This is a genomic window from Kosakonia beeri, from assembly GCF_054165705.1.
The window spans coordinates 4,143,287-4,162,974 of the sequence record NZ_CM135106.1 but is presented as its reverse complement, the minus strand read 5'-3'; the positions used below and the strand labels follow the sequence as shown (position 1 = coordinate 4,162,974).

17 protein-coding genes and 1 pseudogene are annotated in these 19,688 nt (G+C 53.1%); 14 read left to right on the top strand and 4 right to left on the bottom strand.

Going from position 1 to position 19,688, the window contains the following annotated elements:
* From thrB to ACUY4S_RS19640, 3 genes are all read left to right on the top strand, one after another.
* A complete protein-coding gene (gene thrB, locus ACUY4S_RS19650) occupies window positions 1–930 on the top strand; it encodes a homoserine kinase (RefSeq protein ID WP_312687145.1) in 930 nt (309 codons plus the stop codon).
* A gap of 3 nt (window positions 931–933) precedes the next feature.
* Window positions 934–2,220: a threonine synthase gene (gene thrC, locus ACUY4S_RS19645; RefSeq protein WP_458021788.1), complete on the top strand. Its 1,287-nt coding sequence runs from the start codon at window positions 934–936 to the stop codon at window positions 2,218–2,220.
* A gap of 195 nt (window positions 2,221–2,415) precedes the next feature.
* Window positions 2,416–2,712: a DUF2502 domain-containing protein gene (locus ACUY4S_RS19640; RefSeq protein WP_458021789.1), complete on the top strand. Its 297-nt coding sequence runs from the start codon at window positions 2,416–2,418 to the stop codon at window positions 2,710–2,712.
* Window positions 2,713–2,747: 35 nt separating this feature from the next.
* Here ACUY4S_RS19640 and yaaA read toward each other — a convergent pair whose 3' ends face one another.
* Both yaaA and ACUY4S_RS19630 read right to left on the bottom strand, forming a co-directional pair.
* Window positions 2,748–3,521, bottom strand: coding sequence for a peroxide stress protein YaaA (yaaA, locus tag ACUY4S_RS19635; protein ID WP_458021790.1), 774 nt, complete (start codon window positions 3,519–3,521; stop codon window positions 2,748–2,750).
* Between the two features lie 80 nt (window positions 3,522–3,601).
* Window positions 3,602–5,032, bottom strand: coding sequence for an alanine/glycine:cation symporter family protein (locus ACUY4S_RS19630; protein ID WP_312687152.1), 1,431 nt, complete (start codon window positions 5,030–5,032; stop codon window positions 3,602–3,604).
* A 299-nt stretch (window positions 5,033–5,331) separates the two neighbouring features.
* On the opposite strand from ACUY4S_RS19630, the gene tal reads away from it, so the two are divergent.
* The 3 genes from tal to ACUY4S_RS19615 all read left to right on the top strand — a co-directional run bounded on the left by tal (window position 5,332) and on the right by ACUY4S_RS19615 (window position 8,411).
* A complete protein-coding gene (gene tal / locus ACUY4S_RS19625) occupies window positions 5,332–6,285 on the top strand; it encodes a transaldolase (protein ID WP_312687154.1) in 954 nt (317 codons plus the stop codon).
* Window positions 6,286–6,395: 110 nt separating this feature from the next.
* The gene (gene mog / locus ACUY4S_RS19620) at window positions 6,396–6,983 is read left to right on the top strand and encodes a molybdopterin adenylyltransferase (protein ID WP_458021791.1); all 588 of its coding nucleotides are present in this window, start codon (window positions 6,396–6,398) and stop codon (window positions 6,981–6,983) included.
* A gap of 126 nt (window positions 6,984–7,109) precedes the next feature.
* Window positions 7,110–8,411: an MFS transporter gene (locus ACUY4S_RS19615; RefSeq protein ID WP_312687159.1), complete on the top strand. Its 1,302-nt coding sequence runs from the start codon at window positions 7,110–7,112 to the stop codon at window positions 8,409–8,411.
* Between the two features lie 54 nt (window positions 8,412–8,465).
* Here the strand turns inward: ACUY4S_RS19615 and satP are convergent, their stop codons facing one another.
* Entirely contained in the window at window positions 8,466–9,032 is a 567-nt protein-coding gene (gene satP / locus ACUY4S_RS19610) for an acetate uptake transporter (RefSeq protein ID WP_312687161.1), read from the bottom strand.
* Between the two features lie 297 nt (window positions 9,033–9,329).
* Between satP and dnaK the strand changes: the two genes are divergently transcribed.
* From dnaK to nhaR, 4 genes are all read left to right on the top strand, one after another.
* On the top strand, window positions 9,330–11,243 hold the full coding sequence (gene dnaK, locus ACUY4S_RS19605) for a molecular chaperone DnaK (protein WP_458021792.1): 1,914 nt from the start codon (window positions 9,330–9,332) through the stop codon (window positions 11,241–11,243).
* A gap of 85 nt (window positions 11,244–11,328) precedes the next feature.
* Window positions 11,329–12,468: a molecular chaperone DnaJ gene (dnaJ, locus tag ACUY4S_RS19600; RefSeq protein ID WP_312687165.1), complete on the top strand. Its 1,140-nt coding sequence runs from the start codon at window positions 11,329–11,331 to the stop codon at window positions 12,466–12,468.
* Between the two features lie 165 nt (window positions 12,469–12,633).
* Window positions 12,634–13,797, top strand: a complete 1,164-nt coding sequence (gene nhaA, locus ACUY4S_RS19595) for a Na+/H+ antiporter NhaA (RefSeq protein WP_458021793.1) — start codon at window positions 12,634–12,636, stop codon at window positions 13,795–13,797.
* 28 nt (window positions 13,798–13,825) lie between these two features.
* Window positions 13,826–14,725, top strand: coding sequence for a transcriptional activator NhaR (nhaR, locus tag ACUY4S_RS19590; RefSeq protein ID WP_312687170.1), 900 nt, complete (start codon window positions 13,826–13,828; stop codon window positions 14,723–14,725).
* Between the two features lie 48 nt (window positions 14,726–14,773).
* Here the strand turns inward: nhaR and rpsT are convergent, their stop codons facing one another.
* Window positions 14,774–15,037 (bottom strand): 30S ribosomal protein S20, encoded by a 264-nt coding sequence (gene rpsT, locus ACUY4S_RS19585; RefSeq protein ID WP_012015991.1) that lies wholly within the window; start codon window positions 15,035–15,037, stop codon window positions 14,774–14,776.
* Window positions 15,038–15,139: 102 nt separating this feature from the next.
* Between rpsT and ACUY4S_RS19580 the strand changes: the two are divergent.
* The 4 genes and pseudogenes from ACUY4S_RS19580 (at window position 15,140) to lspA (ending at window position 19,668) form a co-directional block, all read left to right on the top strand.
* Window positions 15,140–15,357 (top strand): annotated as a pseudogene (locus ACUY4S_RS19580) (DUF2575 domain-containing protein).
* Between the two features lie 7 nt (window positions 15,358–15,364).
* A complete protein-coding gene (ribF, locus tag ACUY4S_RS19575) occupies window positions 15,365–16,306 on the top strand; it encodes a bifunctional riboflavin kinase/FAD synthetase (RefSeq protein WP_312687172.1) in 942 nt (313 codons plus the stop codon).
* A 45-nt stretch (window positions 16,307–16,351) separates the two neighbouring features.
* Entirely contained in the window at window positions 16,352–19,168 is a 2,817-nt protein-coding gene (gene ileS / locus ACUY4S_RS19570) for an isoleucine--tRNA ligase (protein ID WP_312687173.1), read from the top strand.
* Complete coding sequence (gene lspA, locus ACUY4S_RS19565) at window positions 19,168–19,668, top strand: signal peptidase II (protein WP_312687174.1); 501 nt, start codon at window positions 19,168–19,170, stop codon at window positions 19,666–19,668. Before ileS ends, lspA begins: the two co-directional genes overlap by 1 nt.
* Window positions 19,669–19,688 lie beyond the last annotated feature (20 nt).

The window sequence follows — 19,688 nt, the reverse complement described above, 5'->3', positions numbered from 1 at the left end:
ATGGTGAAGGTGTATGCTCCGGCCTCCAGTGCCAATATGAGCGTAGGTTTTGATGTGCTTGGCGCGGCGGTGACGCCAGTTGATGGTACGTTATTAGGTGACAATGTGACTGTCGAGGCGGCAGATCACTTTAGTTTGAAAAATCTGGGTCGCTTTGCCAGCAAATTGCCGAGCGAACCGCAGGAAAACATTGTTTATCAATGCTGGGAACTGTTCTGCCGCGAAATCGGTAAACAGGTGCCGGTGGCGATGACCCTGGAAAAAAACATGCCTATCGGCTCAGGTCTGGGGTCCAGCGCCTGTTCTGTGGTTGCCGCTCTGGTAGCGATGAACGAGTTTTGCGGCAAACCGCTGAACGACAGCCGAATGCTGGCACTGATGGGCGAGCTGGAAGGGCGAATCTCGGGCAGCGTGCATTACGACAATGTTGCACCTTGTTTCCTCGGCGGTATGCAACTGATGATTGAAGAAAGCGGCATTATCAGTCAGCAGGTGCCAGGCTTTGATGAGTGGTTATGGGTACTGGCTTATCCGGGCATCAAAGTGTCGACGGCGGAAGCGCGCGCTATTCTGCCTGCTCAGTATCGTCGTCAGGACTGTATTGCTCACGGGCGCCATCTGGCAGGCTTTATTCACGCTTGTTATACCCGTCAGCCGAGCCTGGCAGCAAAATTAATGAAAGACGTGATTGCCGAGCCTTATCGCATGAAGTTGCTGCCAGGCTTTAGTGAAGCACGGCAGGCAGTGGCGGATATTGGCGCGGTGGCGAGCGGTATTTCCGGTTCCGGGCCGACGCTGTTCGCCTTGTGCGATAAGCCCGATACCGCGCAGCGTGTGGCCGACTGGCTCGCTAAACACTATCTGCAAAATCAGGAAGGCTTCGTTCATATTTGCCGGCTGGACACGGCGGGCGCACGAGTAGTGGGATAACCAATGAAACTCTATAATTTAAAAGATCACAATGAGCAGGTCAGCTTTGCGCAGGCCGTCACCCAGGGGCTTGGCAAAAATCAGGGGTTGTTTTTCCCACACGATCTGCCGGAGTTCAACCTGACAGAAATCGACGAAATGCTGGAGCAGGATTTCGTCACCCGTAGTGCAAAAATTTTGGCGGCGTATATCGGTGATGAAATCCCGCAGGATGCTCTGGAAGCGCGTGTTCGCGCCGCTTTTGCTTTCCCTGCGCCGGTACGCTCTGTCGAAAGCGATGTAGGCTGCCTGGAACTGTTCCACGGACCGACGCTGGCATTCAAAGATTTTGGCGGCCGTTTTATGGCGCAAATGCTGAGTGCAATCAGCGGCGATAAACCGGTGACCATTCTGACTGCGACTTCCGGTGATACGGGAGCGGCGGTGGCCCATGCGTTTTACGGCATGAAAAACGTACGCGTCGTGATCCTCTACCCGCAGGGCAAAATCAGCCCATTACAGGAAAAGCTGTTCTGTACGCTAGGCGGCAATATCGAAACGGTTGCCATTGATGCCGACTTTGATGCCTGCCAGGCGCTGGTCAAACAGGCTTTTGACGATGAAGAACTCAAAACGGCGCTGGGGCTGAACTCGGCTAACTCCATTAACATTAGCCGCCTGCTGGCGCAGATTTGTTATTACTTCGAAGCGGTGGCGCAGCTGCCGCAAGAGGCGCGCAATCAGTTGGTGGTGTCAGTACCGAGCGGCAACTTTGGTGATTTGACGGCGGGCCTGTTGGCAAAATCCCTGGGGCTGCCCATCAAACGCTTTATCGCCGCTACCAATACCAACGACACCGTGCCACGTTTCCTGCAGGAAGGCGAATGGAAGCCCAAAGCGACGCAGGCCACGCTTTCTAACGCCATGGACGTCAGCCAGCCCAATAACTGGCCGCGCGTGGAGGAGTTATTCCGCCGTAAAATCTGGCGCCTGAACGAACTGGGTTACGCGGCAGTGGATGACGAAACCACCAAAGCCGCCATGCGCGAGCTGAAAGAGAAAGGTTACGTATCTGAACCGCATGCGGCCGTGGCTTACCGTGCGCTGCGCGATCAGTTGAATCCAGGCGAATATGGCCTGTTCCTTGGCACTGCTCACCCGGCGAAGTTCAAAGAGAGCGTAGAAAGTATTCTGGGTGAACCGCTGGTACTGCCGAAAGAGCTGGCGGATCGCGCGGACTTACCGCTGCTGTCGCATAATTTGCCAGCAGATTTTGCTGCGCTGCGTAAGTTAATGATGAGCAAAGCGTAATTTCTTCGTTTCCCCTGCGAATGCGCGGGGGAAACAGGGAGAAATTATGAAGATATTTTGCAGCAAAAAAGCAGAGATATTCAATAAATGCGGGCGCTTAGAGAATAGGATTGCGGCCAATAACAACACCCGGTGACGTTGCGTAAGCTCCTCACATCGGCCCACTACGGGCAGGATGTTGCAAAGGAGTAACCTATGTTGAAACCTGTAATGTTAGCGCTTTCCATGATGTTGGTGGCTCCCCTCGCGGTTCAGGCGGCAGAAATCACCCTTGTGCCGGCAGTGAAACTGCAAATCGGCGACCGCGACAATGGCGGGCATTACTGGGATGGCGATCGCTGGCGCGATCATGACTGGTGGAAAAAACACTACGAGTGGCGGGAAGATCGCTGGCAGCCGCATGGCCACTTTGACGATCGTCGTGATGGTCCGCATGACCATCACGATGACCGCCACGACGGCCCGGATCAGGACTGGCGTCACCACCCCTAACCTTTACCGCCCTCTCCCGTTGGGGGAGGGCACGTTTATTGCTCGTGACGTTTAAAGACCATTTCGCCTTGTGCTGAGGCTTCTTCATCAAAGAAATACCCCTCGCTGTTAAACCCGGTTAATTGCTCCGGTTTTGTCAGGCGCTGTTCAATAATATAACGGCTCATCAGACCACGTGCTTTCTTGGCATAGAAACTGATCACTTTAAATTTGCCGTTTTTTTCGTCCAGAAAGACCGGTTTGATGATTTGCGCATTCAGTTTTGGTGTTTTTACCGCACGGAAGTACTCATCTGAGGCCAGATTCACCACAATCTCGTCGCCCTGCTCAGCGATGGCGTCATTGAGTTTTTCCGTGATCACGTCGCCCCAAAAGTGATACAGATCTTTGCCTTTGGTGTTCTCCAGCCGGATGCCCATCTCCAGACGATAGGGTTGCATAAGATCCAGCGGGCGCAGCACGCCATACAGGCCAGAGAGCATTCGCAGATGTTGCTGCGCAAAATCAAAATCTGCGTCGCTAAAGGTTTCTGCCTGCAAGCCGGTATAAACATCGCCTTTAAACGCCAGAATTGCCTGGCGGGCATTATCTGGTGTGAAATCTGGCTGCCAGTCGTGGAAGCGGGTGGCATTCAGATCGGCCAGCTTATCGCTGATGCCCATCAATGCTTTGATTTGCGGGGCAGAGAGTTTGCGCGCGGTTTTAATTAACTGTTGCGAGTAGTCCAGCAGTTCCGGCTGGGTGAAACGCGTTGTCGCCAGCGGGCTTTGGTAATCGAGCGTTTTGGCAGGTGAAATTATAATCAGCATACTCAGTCCTGGCTGTGCGAGAAATTTCCGCTGACTGTAGCAAAAAAACCAACAGGCGTGATCGATAGTTGCGATTAGCGTTACGATCGGGGAATGTCATCCCAGGCACCCGGTGCCAGTTGCCGTTCAATCTCAGGATAACGTTTCGGATCAAACACCGGCATCACACCCAGCTTACGCTGGCGCAAATAGTCGCGCGCCAACAGGCGGACAACCGGAGAAAGTAGCAGGATCGCACTGAGATTGATCATTGCCATTAGCGCCATCGCTACATCTGCGACATGCCAGATCAACGGAACGCTCACCACGGAACCCAGCACCACCATTGCCAGAACGCAAATTCGCAACAGCCATACATTTCGCGGGCTGTTGCGCCGCAGGAAGATCAGGTTGTTCTCCGCATAAATGTAATTTGCCACAATTGAGGTAAAGGCAAACAGGATCACAATAAACGCGACAAAACCCGCGCCCCATTCCCCTGTCAGCGCCACCATGGCTTGCTGCATCAGCAGAATGCCACCATAGGTATCGCTTGTTGACGCGGCGCCTGCCAGCAATAACACCAGCGCGCTGGCGGTACAGACAAGAAAGGTATCCGTCAGTACGCCAATCATTTGCACAATGCCCTGCGCCACTGGGTGCGGTGGCCAGGAGGCGGCCGTAGCGGCTGCATTCGGTGATGATCCCATTCCTGCTTCGTTGGCGAACATGCTACGCTGAAAACCGCTGGTCACCGCCTGGCTCAGGCTGTATGCCATTGTTCCTGTTGCTGCTTCCTGCCAGCCAAACGCACTTTTTATAATCGTAGTAAAGACTCCCGGTAACAAATTGGCGTGCCACAGGCTGACGCCAAAGCTCACCAGGATCCACGCACAGGCCATCACGGGGACGATCCATTGCATCAGGCGGGTGACACTTTTAAGCCCTTTCACAATAAAAAAGAAAGCGAAGGTGGCTAACAGTAAACCAGTGATAAGGCCCGGCACATGCCAGGCATAATGCATGGCACGAGCGACAGCGCTGGACTGAATGGTGTTAAACACCAGTCCATAATTTATAAGCAGGAAGACAGAGAACAATACGCCCATCCAGCGCATCCCCAGCCCTCGCTCCATATACCATGCTGGCCCGCCGCGCAGTTGGTGGCTGGCATCGCGCTCTTTGTAGAGCTGCGCCAGCGAGCATTCAGCAAAACTGGTCGCCATACAAATCAGGGCGGAAACCCACATCCAAAAAATCGCGCCGGGCCCGCCGGTCGTGAGGGCAAATGCTACACCTGCCAGATTACCGTTCCCCAGGCGCGTCGCAAGGCTCAGGCATAAGGCCTGATAAGAAGAAAGTGTGCCTCGTAACGGAGCGCGACTACTTTTCAGACTTTTACCAAAGTCGGTAATAAAACGAAAAGGGATGAACAGGCTGCGCACCGCAAACCAGATACCTGCCGCCGCCAGCAGGTACACCATCAATGAACCCCACAGTATTTCACTGATAAATGAGAAGAATTGTGGCATTAACGTCCCTCTTGTTGATGCCAGTTGTCAGGGCCATGGCGAGGCATTCGGTGAGTGTAGATTACTTTGCAGGCTATGCATCCATGGAGTTTACCATACAATTTTCGCAGCATTGTCTGCGGTTGCGCTGGCAGTGCGTCGTGTTATCATCTTGGCAGACCGGTTACATCCCCTAACTAGTATACTCGTCATACTTCTCGTTCAGGTGCGCTGGCTGTGTTTGCGACTCTTCGTATAACGAACGTCCAGCTGGTCTGAATGTGATTTATTCAGGGTATCGTTTAAAGAGAAACATTATCATGACGGATAAATTGACCTCCCTGCGTCAGTACACAACAGTCGTGGCTGATACTGGAGACATCGCGGCAATGAAGCTGTACCAGCCGCAGGACGCAACAACCAACCCTTCTTTGATCCTTGGCGCTGCCCAAATCCCTGAATACCGCAAACTGATTGATGACGCAGTCGCGTGGGCGCGTAGCCAGAGCAGCGATCGCGCTCAGCAGGTGGTTGACGCAACGGATAAGCTGGCGGTGAATATTGGTCTGGAAATCCTGAAGCTGATCCCTGGCCGTATTTCTACTGAGGTTGATGCGCGCCTCTCTTACGATACCGAAGCCTCTATCGCAAAAGCGAAACGTCTGATCAAAATGTATAACGATGCTGGCATCAGCAACGATCGTATCCTGATCAAACTGGCCTCGACCTGGCAGGGCATTCGCGCCGCTGAACAGCTGGAAAAAGAAGGCATCAACTGTAACCTGACGCTGCTGTTCTCCTTTGCGCAGGCGCGTGCGTGCGCCGAAGCGGGTGTGTTCCTGATTTCTCCGTTTGTTGGTCGTATTCTCGACTGGTACAAAGCGAATACCGACAAGAAAGAGTACGCGCCAGCAGAAGATCCGGGCGTGGTTTCTGTTACCGAAATCTACCAGTACTACAAACAGCATGGCTATGAAACAGTGGTCATGGGCGCAAGCTTCCGTAATACCGGCGAAATCGTTGAGCTGGCTGGCTGCGACCGTCTGACCATTGCTCCGGCACTGCTGAAAGAGCTGTCTGAAAGCGCCGGCGCGCTTGAGCGCAAACTGGCGTATACCGGCGAAGTGAAAGCCCGCCCGGAGCGCATTACCGAAGCGGAATTCCTGTGGCAGCATAATCAGGATCCGATGGCGGTAGACAAACTGGCGGACGGTATCCGTAAGTTTGCCGTTGACCAGGAAAAACTGGAAAAAATGGTCGGCGATCTGCTGTAATCCTCAGGCGTGGCCGGGCTCCCGGTCACGCTTTACCTCGCTGTGCTCTGTTTGACTCTCCCCTCAACGTGTATCATTTCGTTTATCACGATTTTTGAAACGGAATGAATATGGACACACTACGCATTGGTTTGGTTTCTGTTTCCGATCGCGCCTCCAGCGGCGTTTATCAGGATAAAGGCATCCCGGCACTCGAGGAGTGGCTGGCGGGCGCACTGACCACGCCTTTTCACATTGAAACCCGTCTGATCCCCGACGAGCAAAGCATCATTGAACAAACCCTGTGTGAGCTGGTGGACGAAATGAGCTGCCATCTGGTGTTGACCACGGGTGGCACCGGACCGGCGCGCCGGGATGTCACGCCGGATGCGACGCTGGCAATTGCCGATCGTGAAATGCCGGGCTTTGGTGAACAGATGCGACAAATTAGCCTTCATTTTGTGCCCACTGCGATTTTGTCTCGTCAGGTGGGCGTGATCCGTAAACAGGCGCTCATCCTGAATCTGCCAGGGCAGCCAAAGTCTATCAAAGAGACGCTGGAGGGGGTTAAAGAAGGCAATGGTGATGTGACGGTTCCTGGTATTTTTGCCAGTGTACCTTATTGTTTACAGCTTCTTGATGGCCCTTACGTCGAAACCGATCCCACAGTTGTAGCATCTTTTCGGCCAAAAAGTGCCAGGCGCGAAACATTATCCTAAATAGCTTTCTTTTATGACATAAGCGTGGCCGATACTGGAGTGCTGATTTATTTACGGTATAGTAATTTTTAGTTTACATAATGCGTAGCAAATAAATTACGCACTCCTCTTTACAAACGGTTAGCTATGTCAAATTACACACGCCCTCTGAACAAGCAGGATTACAAAACTCTGACCCTTGCCGCCCTGGGGGGGGCGCTGGAGTTTTACGACTTCATTATTTTCGTCTTCTTTGCCGCCGTAGTCGGCGAACTCTTCTTCCCGGCAGATATTCCTGAGTGGTTGCGTCAGGTGCAGACCTTCGGCATTTTTGCCGCTGGTTATCTGGCGCGCCCGCTGGGGGGCATTGTGATGGCGCACTTCGGTGATCTGGTCGGGCGCAAAAAGATGTTTACTCTGAGCATCTTGTTGATGGCACTGCCGACGCTGGCAATAGGATTGTTACCGACTTATGCCTCAGTGGGCATTATCGCGCCCTTATTACTGTTGCTGATGCGCGTACTGCAGGGTGCGGCAATTGGCGGAGAAGTGCCTGGCGCCTGGGTCTTTGTGGCCGAACATGTTCCGGCACGGCGTATCGGGATTGCCTGTGGAACGCTGACTGCAGGTCTGACAGTTGGTATTCTGCTTGGTTCGGTTGTGGCCACGCTGGTAAATACCAGTATGACGCCACAGGCGATACATGATGGCGGCTGGCGTATGCCTTTCTTGCTTGGCGGCGTGTTCGGGCTGGTCGCGATGTATCTGCGTCGCTGGTTGCAGGAAACCCCCATCTTTCTTGAGATGCAACAGCGCAAAGCGCTGGCGCAGGAGCTACCGGTAAAATCGGTTGTACTTAAGCATAAAAAAGCCGTTGTGATTTCTATGCTGCTGACCTGGCTCCTTTCTGCCGGCATTGTTGTGGTGATCCTGATGTCGCCGGTGTGGCTGCAAAAACAGTATGGTTTTGCGCCTGCCTTGACACTGCAGGCTAACAGCATTGCCACTGTTATGCTGTGCCTGGGGTGTCTTGCCGCTGGGTTGCTAGTGGATCGTTTGGGCGCAAGCCGTACTTTTATTATTGGCAGCATTCTGCTCGCTTGCTCCAGTTGGCTTTTCTACCATCAGGTAGGCGCTCATCCTGAGCAGTTGTTCCTGCTCTATGGTCTGGTAGGGTTATGTGTTGGTGTTGTGGGGGCGGTGCCGTTCGTCATGGTAAGGGCTTTCCCGGCGGAAGTTCGCTTTACGGGCATTTCATTTTCATACAATGTTTCTTATGCCATTTTTGGGGGACTGACACCGATTGCGGTTACTATGCTGATGGGCGTCTCGCCGATGGCTCCCGCGTGGTATGTGCTGGCTCTTTCCTTAATAGGGCTGGCGCTGGGGATCTGGTTACGACAGGATATCTGTCATTCAGATCCTGTGGCAGAACGCGCGTTACAATAGCCATAAAAAAACGGAGCCTCTGGCTCCGTTTTTGTTTCATCGTTTGAACCGCGATCAGTGCGTTTCACCGATCGGCAGGACAGTGCGTTCGAACTGTTCGTTCAGCACTTCGCCCATTGCCAGATAAATAGCGCTGGCACCACATACCAGGCCAATCCAGCCTGCAACGTGAACGATGCTTTCGTTATCTGTGAGGTGCCCGATCGCCAGCAGTGCGAACAGCACAGTCAGGCTCAGGAAGACGAACTGCAGAACACGTGCGCCTTTCAGAGTGCCAAAGAACATAAACAGCGTGAATACGCCCCAGATGCCCAGGTAAACGCCCAGGAAATGGCCGTTAGCCGCATCCGCCAGACCCATTTTCGGGAGCAACAGAATAGCCACCAGCGTTAACCAGAAAGAACCATAGGAGGTAAACGCGGTTAAACCAAAGGTGTTGCCTTTTTTGAATTCAAGAAGGCCAGCGAAAATTTGTGCAATACCACCATAGAAAATGCCCATCGCCAGGATGATGCCATCTAATGGGAACATGCCAATATTGTGCAGGTTAAGCAGAATAGTGGTCATGCCAAAGCCCATTAAGCCCAGCGGAGCCGGATTAGCCAACTTAGTGTTGCCCATAATTCCTCAAAATAAATCAATATTGAATGGTGAAATAAGAGGTGCCCACGCCATATTAGGGTGGCGGGGCGCGGCATCATAATGAGCGCCAGAGAGCCTGTCTATGATCTGAACAGGTGTAAATTAAAAAATTTTTTATCCTTCCCCCTTGATGAGTTGGGTTGCGACCCCATCTTGTAGTCAACCGCAGTATGTGAGTCTGAAAAAAAACGATATGGGGCAGTTGAAACCGCACGTTTCGCCCTTATTACAGATTCACAACCACATGTTGACCGAATTTTTAGTGGAGACGTTTAGATGGGTAAAATTATTGGTATCGACCTGGGTACTACCAACTCTTGTGTAGCGATTATGGATGGCACTCAGGCACGTGTGCTGGAGAACGCAGAGGGCGATCGCACTACGCCTTCTATCATTGCTTACACTCAGGATGGCGAAACTCTGGTGGGTCAGCCGGCTAAACGTCAGGCAGTGACGAACCCGCAAAACACACTGTTTGCGATCAAACGCCTGATTGGCCGTCGCTTCCAGGACGAAGAAGTTCAGCGTGATGAATCCATCATGCCGTACAAAATCATCGCGGCTGATAATGGCGATGCATGGATCGACGTAAAAGGCACCAAAATGGCGCCGCCGCAGATCTCTGCTGAAGTCCTGAAAAAAATGAAAAAAACCGCGGAAGATTACCTGGGTGAACCGGTAACTGAAGCAGTTATTACCGTTCCGGCTTACTTCAACGATGCGCAGCGTCAGGCAACCAAAGATGCCGGCCGTATCGCGGGCCTGGAAGTCAAACGTATTATCAACGAACCGACAGCGGCAGCGCTGGCTTACGGTCTGGATAAAGAAACCGGCAACCGCACCATCGCAGTATATGACCTGGGTGGTGGTACGTTCGATATCTCTATCATCGAAATTGATGAAGTTGAAGGCGAGAAAACCTTCGAAGTTCTGGCAACCAACGGTGATACCCACCTGGGTGGCGAAGACTTCGACAGCCGTCTGATTAACTATCTGGTAGAAGAGTTCAAGAAAGATCAGGGCATCGATCTGCGCAACGATCCGCTGGCAATGCAGCGTCTGAAAGAAGCCGCAGAAAAAGCGAAAATCGAACTCTCTTCTGCACAGCAGACCGACGTTAACCTGCCGTACATCACTGCAGACGCGACCGGTCCGAAACACATGAACATTAAAGTGACCCGTGCGAAACTGGAAAGCTTGGTAGAAGACCTGGTTAACCGTTCCATCGAGCCGCTGAAAGTTGCGCTGCAGGATGCGGGCCTGTCTGTTTCCGATATTCAGGACGTGATCCTGGTCGGTGGTCAGACTCGTATGCCGATGGTGCAGAAAAAAGTTGCTGAGTTCTTTGGTAAAGAACCGCGTAAAGACGTGAACCCGGACGAAGCCGTTGCTATTGGTGCTGCGGTTCAGGGCGGTGTTCTGACTGGTGAAGTGAAAGACGTTCTGCTGCTGGACGTTACCCCGCTATCGCTGGGTATCGAAACCATGGGCGGCGTGATGACTGCGCTGATCAACAAAAACACCACCATCCCGACCAAACACAGCCAGGTGTTCTCTACTGCGGAAGACAACCAGTCTGCGGTAACTATCCATGTGCTGCAGGGCGAGCGTAAACGTGCATCTGATAACAAATCGCTGGGCCAGTTCAATCTGGATGGCATTAACCCGTCCCCACGTGGTATGCCGCAGATTGAAGTAACCTTCGACATCGATGCCGACGGTATTCTGCATGTGTCTGCAAAAGACAAGAACACCAACCGCGAGCAGAAGATCACCATTAAGGCATCTTCCGGTCTGAACGAAGAAGAAATCGCGAAAATGGTTCGCGAAGCTGAAGCGAATGCTGAGTCCGACCGTAAGTTCGAAGAGCTGGTGCAAACCCGTAACCAGGGCGACCATCTGCTGCACAGCACCCGTAAGCAGGTTGAAGAGGCGGGCGACAAGCTGCCAGCAGAAGACAAAACGGCTATCGACGCTGCACTGAGCGAACTGGAAACTGCGCTGAAAGGCGAAGACAAAGCGGATATCGAAGCGAAAATGCAGGCGCTGGCGCAGGCTTCTCAGAAACTGCTGGAAATTGCTCAACAGCAGCACGCACAGCAGCAGGCGGGTGCTGATGCTTCCGCGAACAACGCGAAAGATGACGATGTTGTTGACGCCGAGTTCGAAGAAGTTAAAGACAAAAAATAATCGCCCTTATGCAGGGTAGATAACCAGCACGGGCGTCGGGGTTCTCTCCACGCCCGTGCTCGTATGTTAAGGGGCAGATAAACTGATGGCGAAGCAAGATTATTACGAGATTTTAGGCGTTCCGAAAACAGCGGAAGAGCGTGAAATCAAAAAGGCGTACAAACGCCTGGCCATGAAATATCACCCTGACCGCAATCAGGGCGATAAAGAGGCCGAAGCCAAATTTAAAGAGATCAAAGAAGCGTATGAAATCCTGACCGATGCCCAAAAACGTGCGGCATACGATCAGTATGGCCATGCCGCGTTTGAACAAGGCGGTGGCGGTGGATTTGGCGGCGGCGGTTTTGGCGGCGGTGCAGATTTCAGCGATATTTTTGGTGATGTATTCGGCGATATCTTTGGCGGCGGCCGGGGTCGTCAACGCGCGGCCCGTGGCGCAGATTTGCGCTACAACATGGACCTGACGCTGGAAGAAGCTGTGCGCGGCGTGACAAAAGAGATCCGCATTCCAACACTGGAAGAATGCGACGTGTGCCACGGCAACGGCGCAAAACCGGGTACTCAGCCGCAGACCTGTCCAACCTGCCACGGCGCAGGTCAGGTACAGATGCGTCAGGGCTTTTTTGCGGTACAGCAGACCTGTCCTCATTGTCAGGGCCGCGGTACATTGATTAAAGATCCCTGCAATAAATGCCATGGGCATGGTCGGGTTGAAAAATCCAAGACCTTGTCCGTTAAAATTCCTGCAGGTGTCGATACCGGTGACCGTATCCGCCTGAGTGGTGAAGGCGAAGCAGGTGAGCATGGAGCGCCGGCAGGCGATCTGTATGTTCAGGTGCAGGTGAAACAGCACCCGATTTTCGAGCGTGAAGGCAATAACCTGTACTGCGAAGTACCGATTAACTTTGCTATGGCTGCGCTCGGCGGTGAAATTGAAGTGCCGACCCTGGATGGGCGCGTGAAGTTGAAAGTCCCCAGCGAAACACAGACAGGTAAACTGTTCCGCATGCGCGGCAAAGGCGTAAAATCTGTTCGCGGTGGAGCCCAGGGTGACTTGTTGTGCCGTGTCGTTGTTGAAACGCCAGTCGGCCTGAACGACAAACAGAAACAGTTGCTGAAAGATTTACAGGACAGTTTCGGTGGCCCGACGGGTGAAAATAACAGTCCGCGCTCAAAAAGCTTCTTCGACGGCGTGAAAAAATTCTTTGATGATTTGACGCGATAAGCGAATACGCTCAGTCGTCATCAGGCCCGGCATCCGCCGGGCTTTTTTTTATCTTTTCCCATTGCTCGGAAAAAAGGAATATATAAGCAACTATAATCTGGTTTTAGCGAAGAGTGGTGAAGAGTAAGATAGGCGCCACGACGTTACAGGGATCGGGAGAATAAAATGAAGTTATTGCACCGTTTTTTTAACAGTGACGCCTCTGGCGGCATTGTACTTATCATTGCCGCTGCGCTGGCGATGCTCTGCGCTAATCTCGGGATCACGCAGAATTTATACAGCTCTTTTCTGCAAACGCCTGTTGAGTTAACAGTCGGCTCGCTGGAGATCAAAAAAGATATGCTGCTGTGGATCAACGACGCGTTGATGGCAGTCTTCTTTCTGATGGTTGGCCTGGAAGTGAAATATGAACTGATGGAAGGCACGCTCGCCAGCCGTCAGCAGGCCGTTTTCCCGGTTATTGCCGCTCTTGGCGGCATGGTGGCACCGGCATTGATCTTTCTGCTGTTCAATTTTCATAATCCGCTGGTGAGCCACGGCTGGGCAATTCCGACAGCCACCGATATAGCCTTTGCTCTTGGCGTACTTGCCTTGCTGGGAAACCGTGTTCCACCTGTGCTGAAAGTGTTTCTGATGGCGCTGGCTATCATCGATGACCTGGGGGCGATTATCATTATTGCCCTGTTCTATACCAGCGATCTCTCGACCATGGCACTGGGAGTGGCGGCTGCGGCTATTGTGGTGCTGGCTATGATGAATGCACTGAATGTCCGGCGTATTGGCCTCTATATGTTGGTGGGTGTTGTACTGTGGACGGCGGTACTGAAATCCGGCGTTCATGCCACTCTTGCAGGCGTCGTCGTTGGCTTTTTTGTTCCGTTGCGTGAAGAGAAAGGCGTTTCGCCTTTACACCAACTGGTGGATGCGATTAATCCGTGGGTAGCATGGCTGATCCTGCCGCTGTTCGCCTTTGCCAATGCCGGTGTATCGTTGACGGGGATGTCGCTCTCCGGTCTGGCCGATATGCTGCCACTGGGCATTATTGCTGGTCTGGTGATTGGTAAGCCGCTCGGTATCTCTCTTTTCTGCTGGCTGGCGCTGCGGGCAAAACTGGCGAAATTGCCGCAAGGCGCAGTATTTAAACAAATCATGGCCGTGGGTGTGCTGTGCGGTATCGGTTTTACGATGTCGATTTTTATCTCTTCACTGGCCTTCGGTGACGCACATGCAGAGATGGTTGCCTGGAGTAAGCTGGGTATCCTCACCGGTTCAATCATCTCGGCAGTGCTCGGTTATTGTTTACTGCGTACGCGTGTTGCCCGCGCCTGATCGTCGGCGTCGTTAGGGAGCAGAGCCAATGTCTTACATTAATTACAATCACTTGTATTATTTTTGGCATGTTTATCGTGAAGGCTCCGTCGTTGGCGCGGCGGAGGCGCTCTGGCTGACGCCGCAAACCGTTACTGGCCAAATCAAAGCATTGGAAGATCGGCTGCAGGGCAAACTGTTTAAACGTAAAGGCAGAGGGCTGGAACCCACAGAGCTGGGCGAACTGGTGTTTCGCTATGCGGACAAAATGTTCACGCTTAGCCAGGAGATGCTGGACATCATTAACTACCGCAAAGAAGCAAACTTGTTGTTTGATGTCGGCATCGCCGATGCGCTCTCTAAGCGGTTGGTGAGTGGTGTACTGGACGCAGCAGTGCTGGAGGGCGAGCAGATCCATTTGCGCTGTTTTGAGTCCACTCATGAACTGTTGCTGGAACAACTCAGTCAGCACAAGCTGGACATGATTATCTCCGACTGCCCCATTGATTCGACGCAACAGGAGGGACTGTTCTCGGTGAAAATAGGTGAGTGCAGTGTAAGCTTTTGGTGCACCAGTCCGCCGCCGCGTTCGCCATTTCCTGCCTGCCTGGAGGAGCGCCGTTTGCTCGTTCCCGGTCGACGTTCAATGCTCGGCCGTAAGCTGCAGAACTGGTTTAACGTTCAGGGCTTGCAGGTTGAGATCCTCGGCGAATTTGACGATGCCGCATTGATGAAAGCGTTCGGTGCGGCGCATAACGCGATTTTTGTTGCACCGACGTTATATGCTCACGATTTTTTTGCCGACGAGCGCATGGTAGAAATAGGGCGGGTCGATAACGTGATGGAGGAGTATCACGCAATTTTTGCCGAGCGCATGATCCAGCATCCGGCGGTACAGCGTATCTGCAATCGCGATTATTCAGGTCTCTTTTCGCTGCCTCAGAAATAAAAAAACCCGCCAGAGGCGGGTTTTTTCACAAAGCGAGCAAGCGAGCGATTAAGCCAGTTTGCTGATCTGCGCGGTCAGGTTAGCTTTATGACGCGCTGCTTTGTTTTTGTGGATCAGACCTTTAGCGGCCTGACGATCCACGATCGGTTGCATTTCATTAAATGCATTCTGCGCAGCGGCTTTGTCGCCAGCTTCAATAGCTGCGTATACTTTCTTGATGAAAGTACGCATCATTGAGCGACGGCTAGCATTGTGCTTGCGAGCCTTTTCAGACTGAACGGCGCGCTTCTTAGCTGATTTGATATTAGCCAAGGTCCAACTCCCAAATATGATCTATATGGACAATTCAAAGGCCGGGGAATATGCCCTTTTAGCCTTCTTTTGTCAATGGATTTGTGCAAATAAGCGCCGTTAATGCACGACGCTACGTTACGTAGTGATGGCGCAGGATTCTAACAGCTTGCGTGCCACGAATACAGCTTTTCCACCAGAAAAATCGCTCTCAGCGCCAGATTTTCCTGGCGAAGGGATACAGCCTGATGAAATCCTTCTCCTTTCTGCCTTGTAAAGGCAATCGTCGGTTAACGTTGCCCGCTGTACAAGGTATAATCCGACGATTTTCACTGTTTTGAGCCAGACATGAAGCTGATACGCGGCATACATAATCTCAGCCAGGCACCGCAAGGGTGTGTGCTGACTATTGGTAATTTTGATGGCGTGCATCGTGGCCATCAGGCGTTATTACAAGGGCTTAGAGAAGAGGGCCGTGCTCGCGGGTTGCCAGTCGTGGTCATGATTTTCGAGCCACAACCGCTGGAGTTGTTTGCCGGGGAAAAAGCGCCCGCGCGGCTGACTCGTCTCCGGGAGAAACTGCGCTGGCTGGCTGAATGCGGCGTGGATTACGTGTTGTGCTTACGCTTCGATCGCCGTTTTGCAGCATTGACCGCACAAACCTTCGTCAGCGACTTGCTGGTTGATCGTCTCGGTGTGAAATTTCTTGCAGTGGGTGACGATTTCCGCTTTGGCGCTGGTCGCCAGGGGGATTTCTTGTTATTACAGAAGGCCGGTGAAAAGTACGGCTTTGATGTAATCAGTACGCAAACGTTCTGTGAAGGTGGCGCACGCGTCAGCAGCACTGCGGTACGTCAGGCGCTGGCTAACGATGATCTTTCACTGGCTGAAAATTTACTCGGTCACCCCTTTAGCATTTCCGGGCGCGTTGTGCACGGAGATGAACTGGGGCGCACGATAGGTTTCCCGACGGCGAATTTACCGCTGCGTCGTCAGGTCTCCCCGGTTAAAGGGGTGTATGCGGTAGAAGTGGCTGGACTGGGCGATAGTGTTTTACCCGGCGTGGCCAATATTGGTACTCGCCCGACGGTCGCTGGTGTGCGTCAGCAACTGGAAGTGCATGTGCTGGACGTTGTAATGGACCTTTATGGGCGCCATATAGATGTCATACTGCGTAAAAAAATACGCAACGAGCAGCGATTTGCTTCCCTTGATGAACTGAAGGCGCAAATCGCCCGAGATGAGGTAGCGGCCCGCGAATTTTTTGGGCTATCTAAACCGGCTTCTTAAGGCCTGGTGGTATTAATCAAACCGAAATACGGAACCGAGAATCTGATGAGTGACTATAAATCTACCCTGAATTTGCCGGAAACAGGGTTCCCGATGCGTGGCGATCTCGCCAAGCGCGAACCGGGAATGCTGGCGCGTTGGACTGATGATGACCTGTACGGCATCATCCGCGCGGCGAAAAAAGGCAAAAAAACCTTCATTCTGCATGATGGCCCTCCATATGCGAATGGCAGCATTCATATTGGTCACTCGGTTAACAAGATTCTGAAAGACATTATTGTGAAGTCCAAAGGACTCGCAGGCTATGACTCGCCTTATGTTCCGGGCTGGGACTGTCACGGTCTGCCGATCGAGCTGAAAGTGGAGCAGGAATACGGTAAGCCGGGTGAGAAATTCACCGCCGCCGAGTTTCGTGCCAAATGCCGCGAATATGCGGCCACACAGGTTGACGGTCAGCGTGCCGACTTTATCCGCCTGGGCGTCCTGGGTGATTGGTCGCATCCTTACCTGACCATGGACTTCAAAACCGAAGCCAACATTATTCGCGCGCTGGGCAAAATCATCGGTAACGGTCACCTGCACAAAGGTGCCAAGCCGGTGCACTGGTGCGTTGATTGCCGTTCCGCCCTGGCCGAAGCCGAAGTGGAGTACTACGACAAAACGTCCCCGTCCATTGATGTGGCGTTTCACGCGGTCGATCAGGACGCGGTAAAAGCCAAATTCGGCGTCACGTCAGTAAATGGCCCGGTTTCACTGGTTATCTGGACCACCACACCGTGGACGTTACCTGCTAACCGTGCCATCTCCCTCTCGCCTGAGTTTGACTATGCGCTGGTGCAGATCGACGGTCAGGCGCTGATTCTGGCGAAGGATCTGGCCGACAGCGTGGCAAAACGCATTGGCGCGGCTGACTACAGCGTGCTGGGGACCGTGAAAGGTGCAGAACTTGAACTGATGCGTTTTAAACATCCGTTCCTCGACTTTGACGTGCCGGCAATCCTTGGCGATCACGTTACGCTGGATGCAGGTACAGGGGCGGTGCATACCGCTGGCGGCCATGGTCCGGACGACTACACCATCAGCCTGAAATACGGTCTGGAAATTGCGAACCCGGTTGGCCCGGATGGCGCATACCTGCCGGGAACCTACCCGACGCTTGATGGTGTCAACGTTTTCAAAGCCAATGACATTATCGTCAATATGCTGCGTGAGAGCGGGGCGCTGCTGCACGTTGAGAAAATGCAGCATAGCTATCCGTGCTGCTGGCGTCACAAGTCGCCGATCATTTTCCGTGCGACCCCGCAGTGGTTTGTCAGCATGGATCAGAAAGGTCTGCGCGCGCAGTCGCTGAAAGAGATCAAAGGCGTGCAGTGGATCCCGGATTGGGGTCAGGCGCGAATTGAATCTATGGTCGCTAACCGTCCGGACTGGTGTATATCTCGTCAGCGTACCTGGGGCGTGCCGATGTCGCTGTTCGTGCATAAAGACACCGAAGAGTTGCATCCGCGTACCGAAGAGTTGATCGAAGCCGTAGCTAAGCGTGTTGAAATTGATGGCATCCAGGCGTGGTGGGATCTTGACCCACGCGACATCATGGGTGACGACGCAGATAACTACGTGAAAGTGCCGGACACGCTGGACGTCTGGTTTGACTCTGGGTCAACCCACGCATCGGTGGTTGATGTGCGTCCGGAATTTTCCGGGCATGCAGCAGATATGTATCTCGAAGGGTCGGATCAGCATCGCGGCTGGTTTATGTCCTCGCTGATGATCTCAACAGCGATGAAGGGCAAAGCGCCTTACCGTCAGGTACTGACGCACGGCTTTACCGTGGATGGTCAGGGCCGCAAGATGTCCAAATCCATCGGTAACACCGTATCGCCGCAGGATGTGATGAACAAACTGGGCGCGGACATTCTGCGTCTGTGGGTAGCTTCCACCGACTACACCGGCGAGATGGCTGTATCCGATGAGATCCTGAAGCGTGCTGCTGACAGCTATCGTCGTATCCGTAACACCGCACGTTTCCTGCTGGCGAACCTGAATGGTTTCGATCCGGCAACCGATAAAGTGCAACCGGAAGAGATGGTGGTTCTGGATCGCTGGGCGGTAGGCTGCGCGCAAGCGGCCCAGGAAGATATCATCAAAGCTTATGAATCCTATGATTTCCACGAAGTGGTGCAGCGTCTGATGCGTTTTTGCTCGATCGAAATGGGATCGTTTTATCTCGATATCATTAAAGATCGCCAGTACACCGCCAAAGCAGACAGCGTGGCACGTCGCAGCTGCCAGACCGCGCTTTGGCATATCTGTGAAGCGCTGGTGCGCTGGATGGCGCCGATCATGTCCTTCACCGCTGATGAAATCTGGGGTTATTTGCCAGGCGATCGCGAGAAGTATGTCTTCACCGGCGAATGGTACGAAGGCCTGTTCGGTCTGGCTGAAACCGAAGCCATGAACGATGCCTTCTGGGACACGCTGTTGAAAGTGCGTGGCGAAGTGAACAAGGTGATTGAACAGGCGCGTGCTGACAAAAAAGTCGGTGGTTCGCTGGAAGCATCGGTCACGTTGTTTGCCGAAGCGGAGCTGGCGGCGAAGCTGACCGCGCTGGGCGATGAATTGCGATTTGTCCTGTTGACCTCCGGTGCGAAAGTTGCGGATTATGCAGCGGCTTCCGCCGAGGCCTGGCAGAGCGATGTGCTCAAAGGGCTGAAGGTGGCGTTAAGCAAAGCCGACGGAGAGAAGTGCCCGCGTTGCTGGCATTACACTACCGATATCGGTCAGGTGGCGGAACACGCAGATATCTGCGGACGCTGTGTAAGCAATGTCGCCGGTGACGGCGAAAAACGTAAGTTCGCCTGATGAGTAAACCGATCTGTTCAACGGGACTACGCTGGCTGTGGCTGGTTGTAGTCGTGCTGATTATCGATCTGGGCAGCAAATACCTGATCCTCCAGAACTTCGCTCTGGGGGAGACGGTATCACTGTTCCCGTCGCTCAATCTGCACTATGCGCGTAACTATGGCGCAGCATTCAGTTTTCTGGCGGACAGCGGTGGCTGGCAGCGTTGGTTCTTCGCCGGTATCGCATTAGGTATCTGCGTGGTGCTGACGGTGCTGATGTACCGCGCCAGGGCGTCACAAAAACTGAACAATATTGCCTATGCGCTGATCATTGGTGGCGCGTTGGGTAACCTGTTTGATCGTTTGTGGCATGGTTTTGTCGTCGATATGATCGATTTCTATGTGGGCGACTGGCATTTTGCTACCTTTAACCTTGCTGATACCGCAATCTGTATCGGTGCGGCGCTGATTGTGCTGGAAGGTTTTTTACCGTCCACCGCGGCGAAGAAACAGGCGTAAGCTGCCAACAGTCTGCCCGG

Bases quoted from the DNA above. Each gene is read 5' to 3' on its own strand.
- thrB (WP_312687145.1), top strand. From the start codon at position 1: ATGGTGAAGGTGTATGCTCCGGCCTCCAGTGCCAATATGAGCGTAGGT.
- thrC (WP_458021788.1), top strand. From the start codon at position 934: ATGAAACTCTATAATTTAAAAGATCACAATGAGCAGGTCAGCTTTGCG.
- ACUY4S_RS19640 (WP_458021789.1), top strand. From the start codon at position 2,416: ATGTTGAAACCTGTAATGTTAGCGCTTTCCATGATGTTGGTGGCTCCC.
- yaaA (WP_458021790.1), bottom strand. From the start codon at position 3,521: ATGCTGATTATAATTTCACCTGCCAAAACGCTCGATTACCAAAGCCCG.
- ACUY4S_RS19630 (WP_312687152.1), bottom strand. From the start codon at position 5,032: ATGCCACAATTCTTCTCATTTATCAGTGAAATACTGTGGGGTTCATTG.
- tal (WP_312687154.1), top strand. From the start codon at position 5,332: ATGACGGATAAATTGACCTCCCTGCGTCAGTACACAACAGTCGTGGCT.
- mog (WP_458021791.1), top strand. From the start codon at position 6,396: ATGGACACACTACGCATTGGTTTGGTTTCTGTTTCCGATCGCGCCTCC.
- ACUY4S_RS19615 (WP_312687159.1), top strand. From the start codon at position 7,110: ATGTCAAATTACACACGCCCTCTGAACAAGCAGGATTACAAAACTCTG.
- satP (WP_312687161.1), bottom strand. From the start codon at position 9,032: ATGGGCAACACTAAGTTGGCTAATCCGGCTCCGCTGGGCTTAATGGGC.
- dnaK (WP_458021792.1), top strand. From the start codon at position 9,330: ATGGGTAAAATTATTGGTATCGACCTGGGTACTACCAACTCTTGTGTA.
- dnaJ (WP_312687165.1), top strand. From the start codon at position 11,329: ATGGCGAAGCAAGATTATTACGAGATTTTAGGCGTTCCGAAAACAGCG.
- nhaA (WP_458021793.1), top strand. From the start codon at position 12,634: ATGAAGTTATTGCACCGTTTTTTTAACAGTGACGCCTCTGGCGGCATT.
- nhaR (WP_312687170.1), top strand. From the start codon at position 13,826: ATGTCTTACATTAATTACAATCACTTGTATTATTTTTGGCATGTTTAT.
- ribF (WP_312687172.1), top strand. From the start codon at position 15,365: ATGAAGCTGATACGCGGCATACATAATCTCAGCCAGGCACCGCAAGGG.
- ileS (WP_312687173.1), top strand. From the start codon at position 16,352: ATGAGTGACTATAAATCTACCCTGAATTTGCCGGAAACAGGGTTCCCG.
- lspA (WP_312687174.1), top strand. From the start codon at position 19,168: ATGAGTAAACCGATCTGTTCAACGGGACTACGCTGGCTGTGGCTGGTT.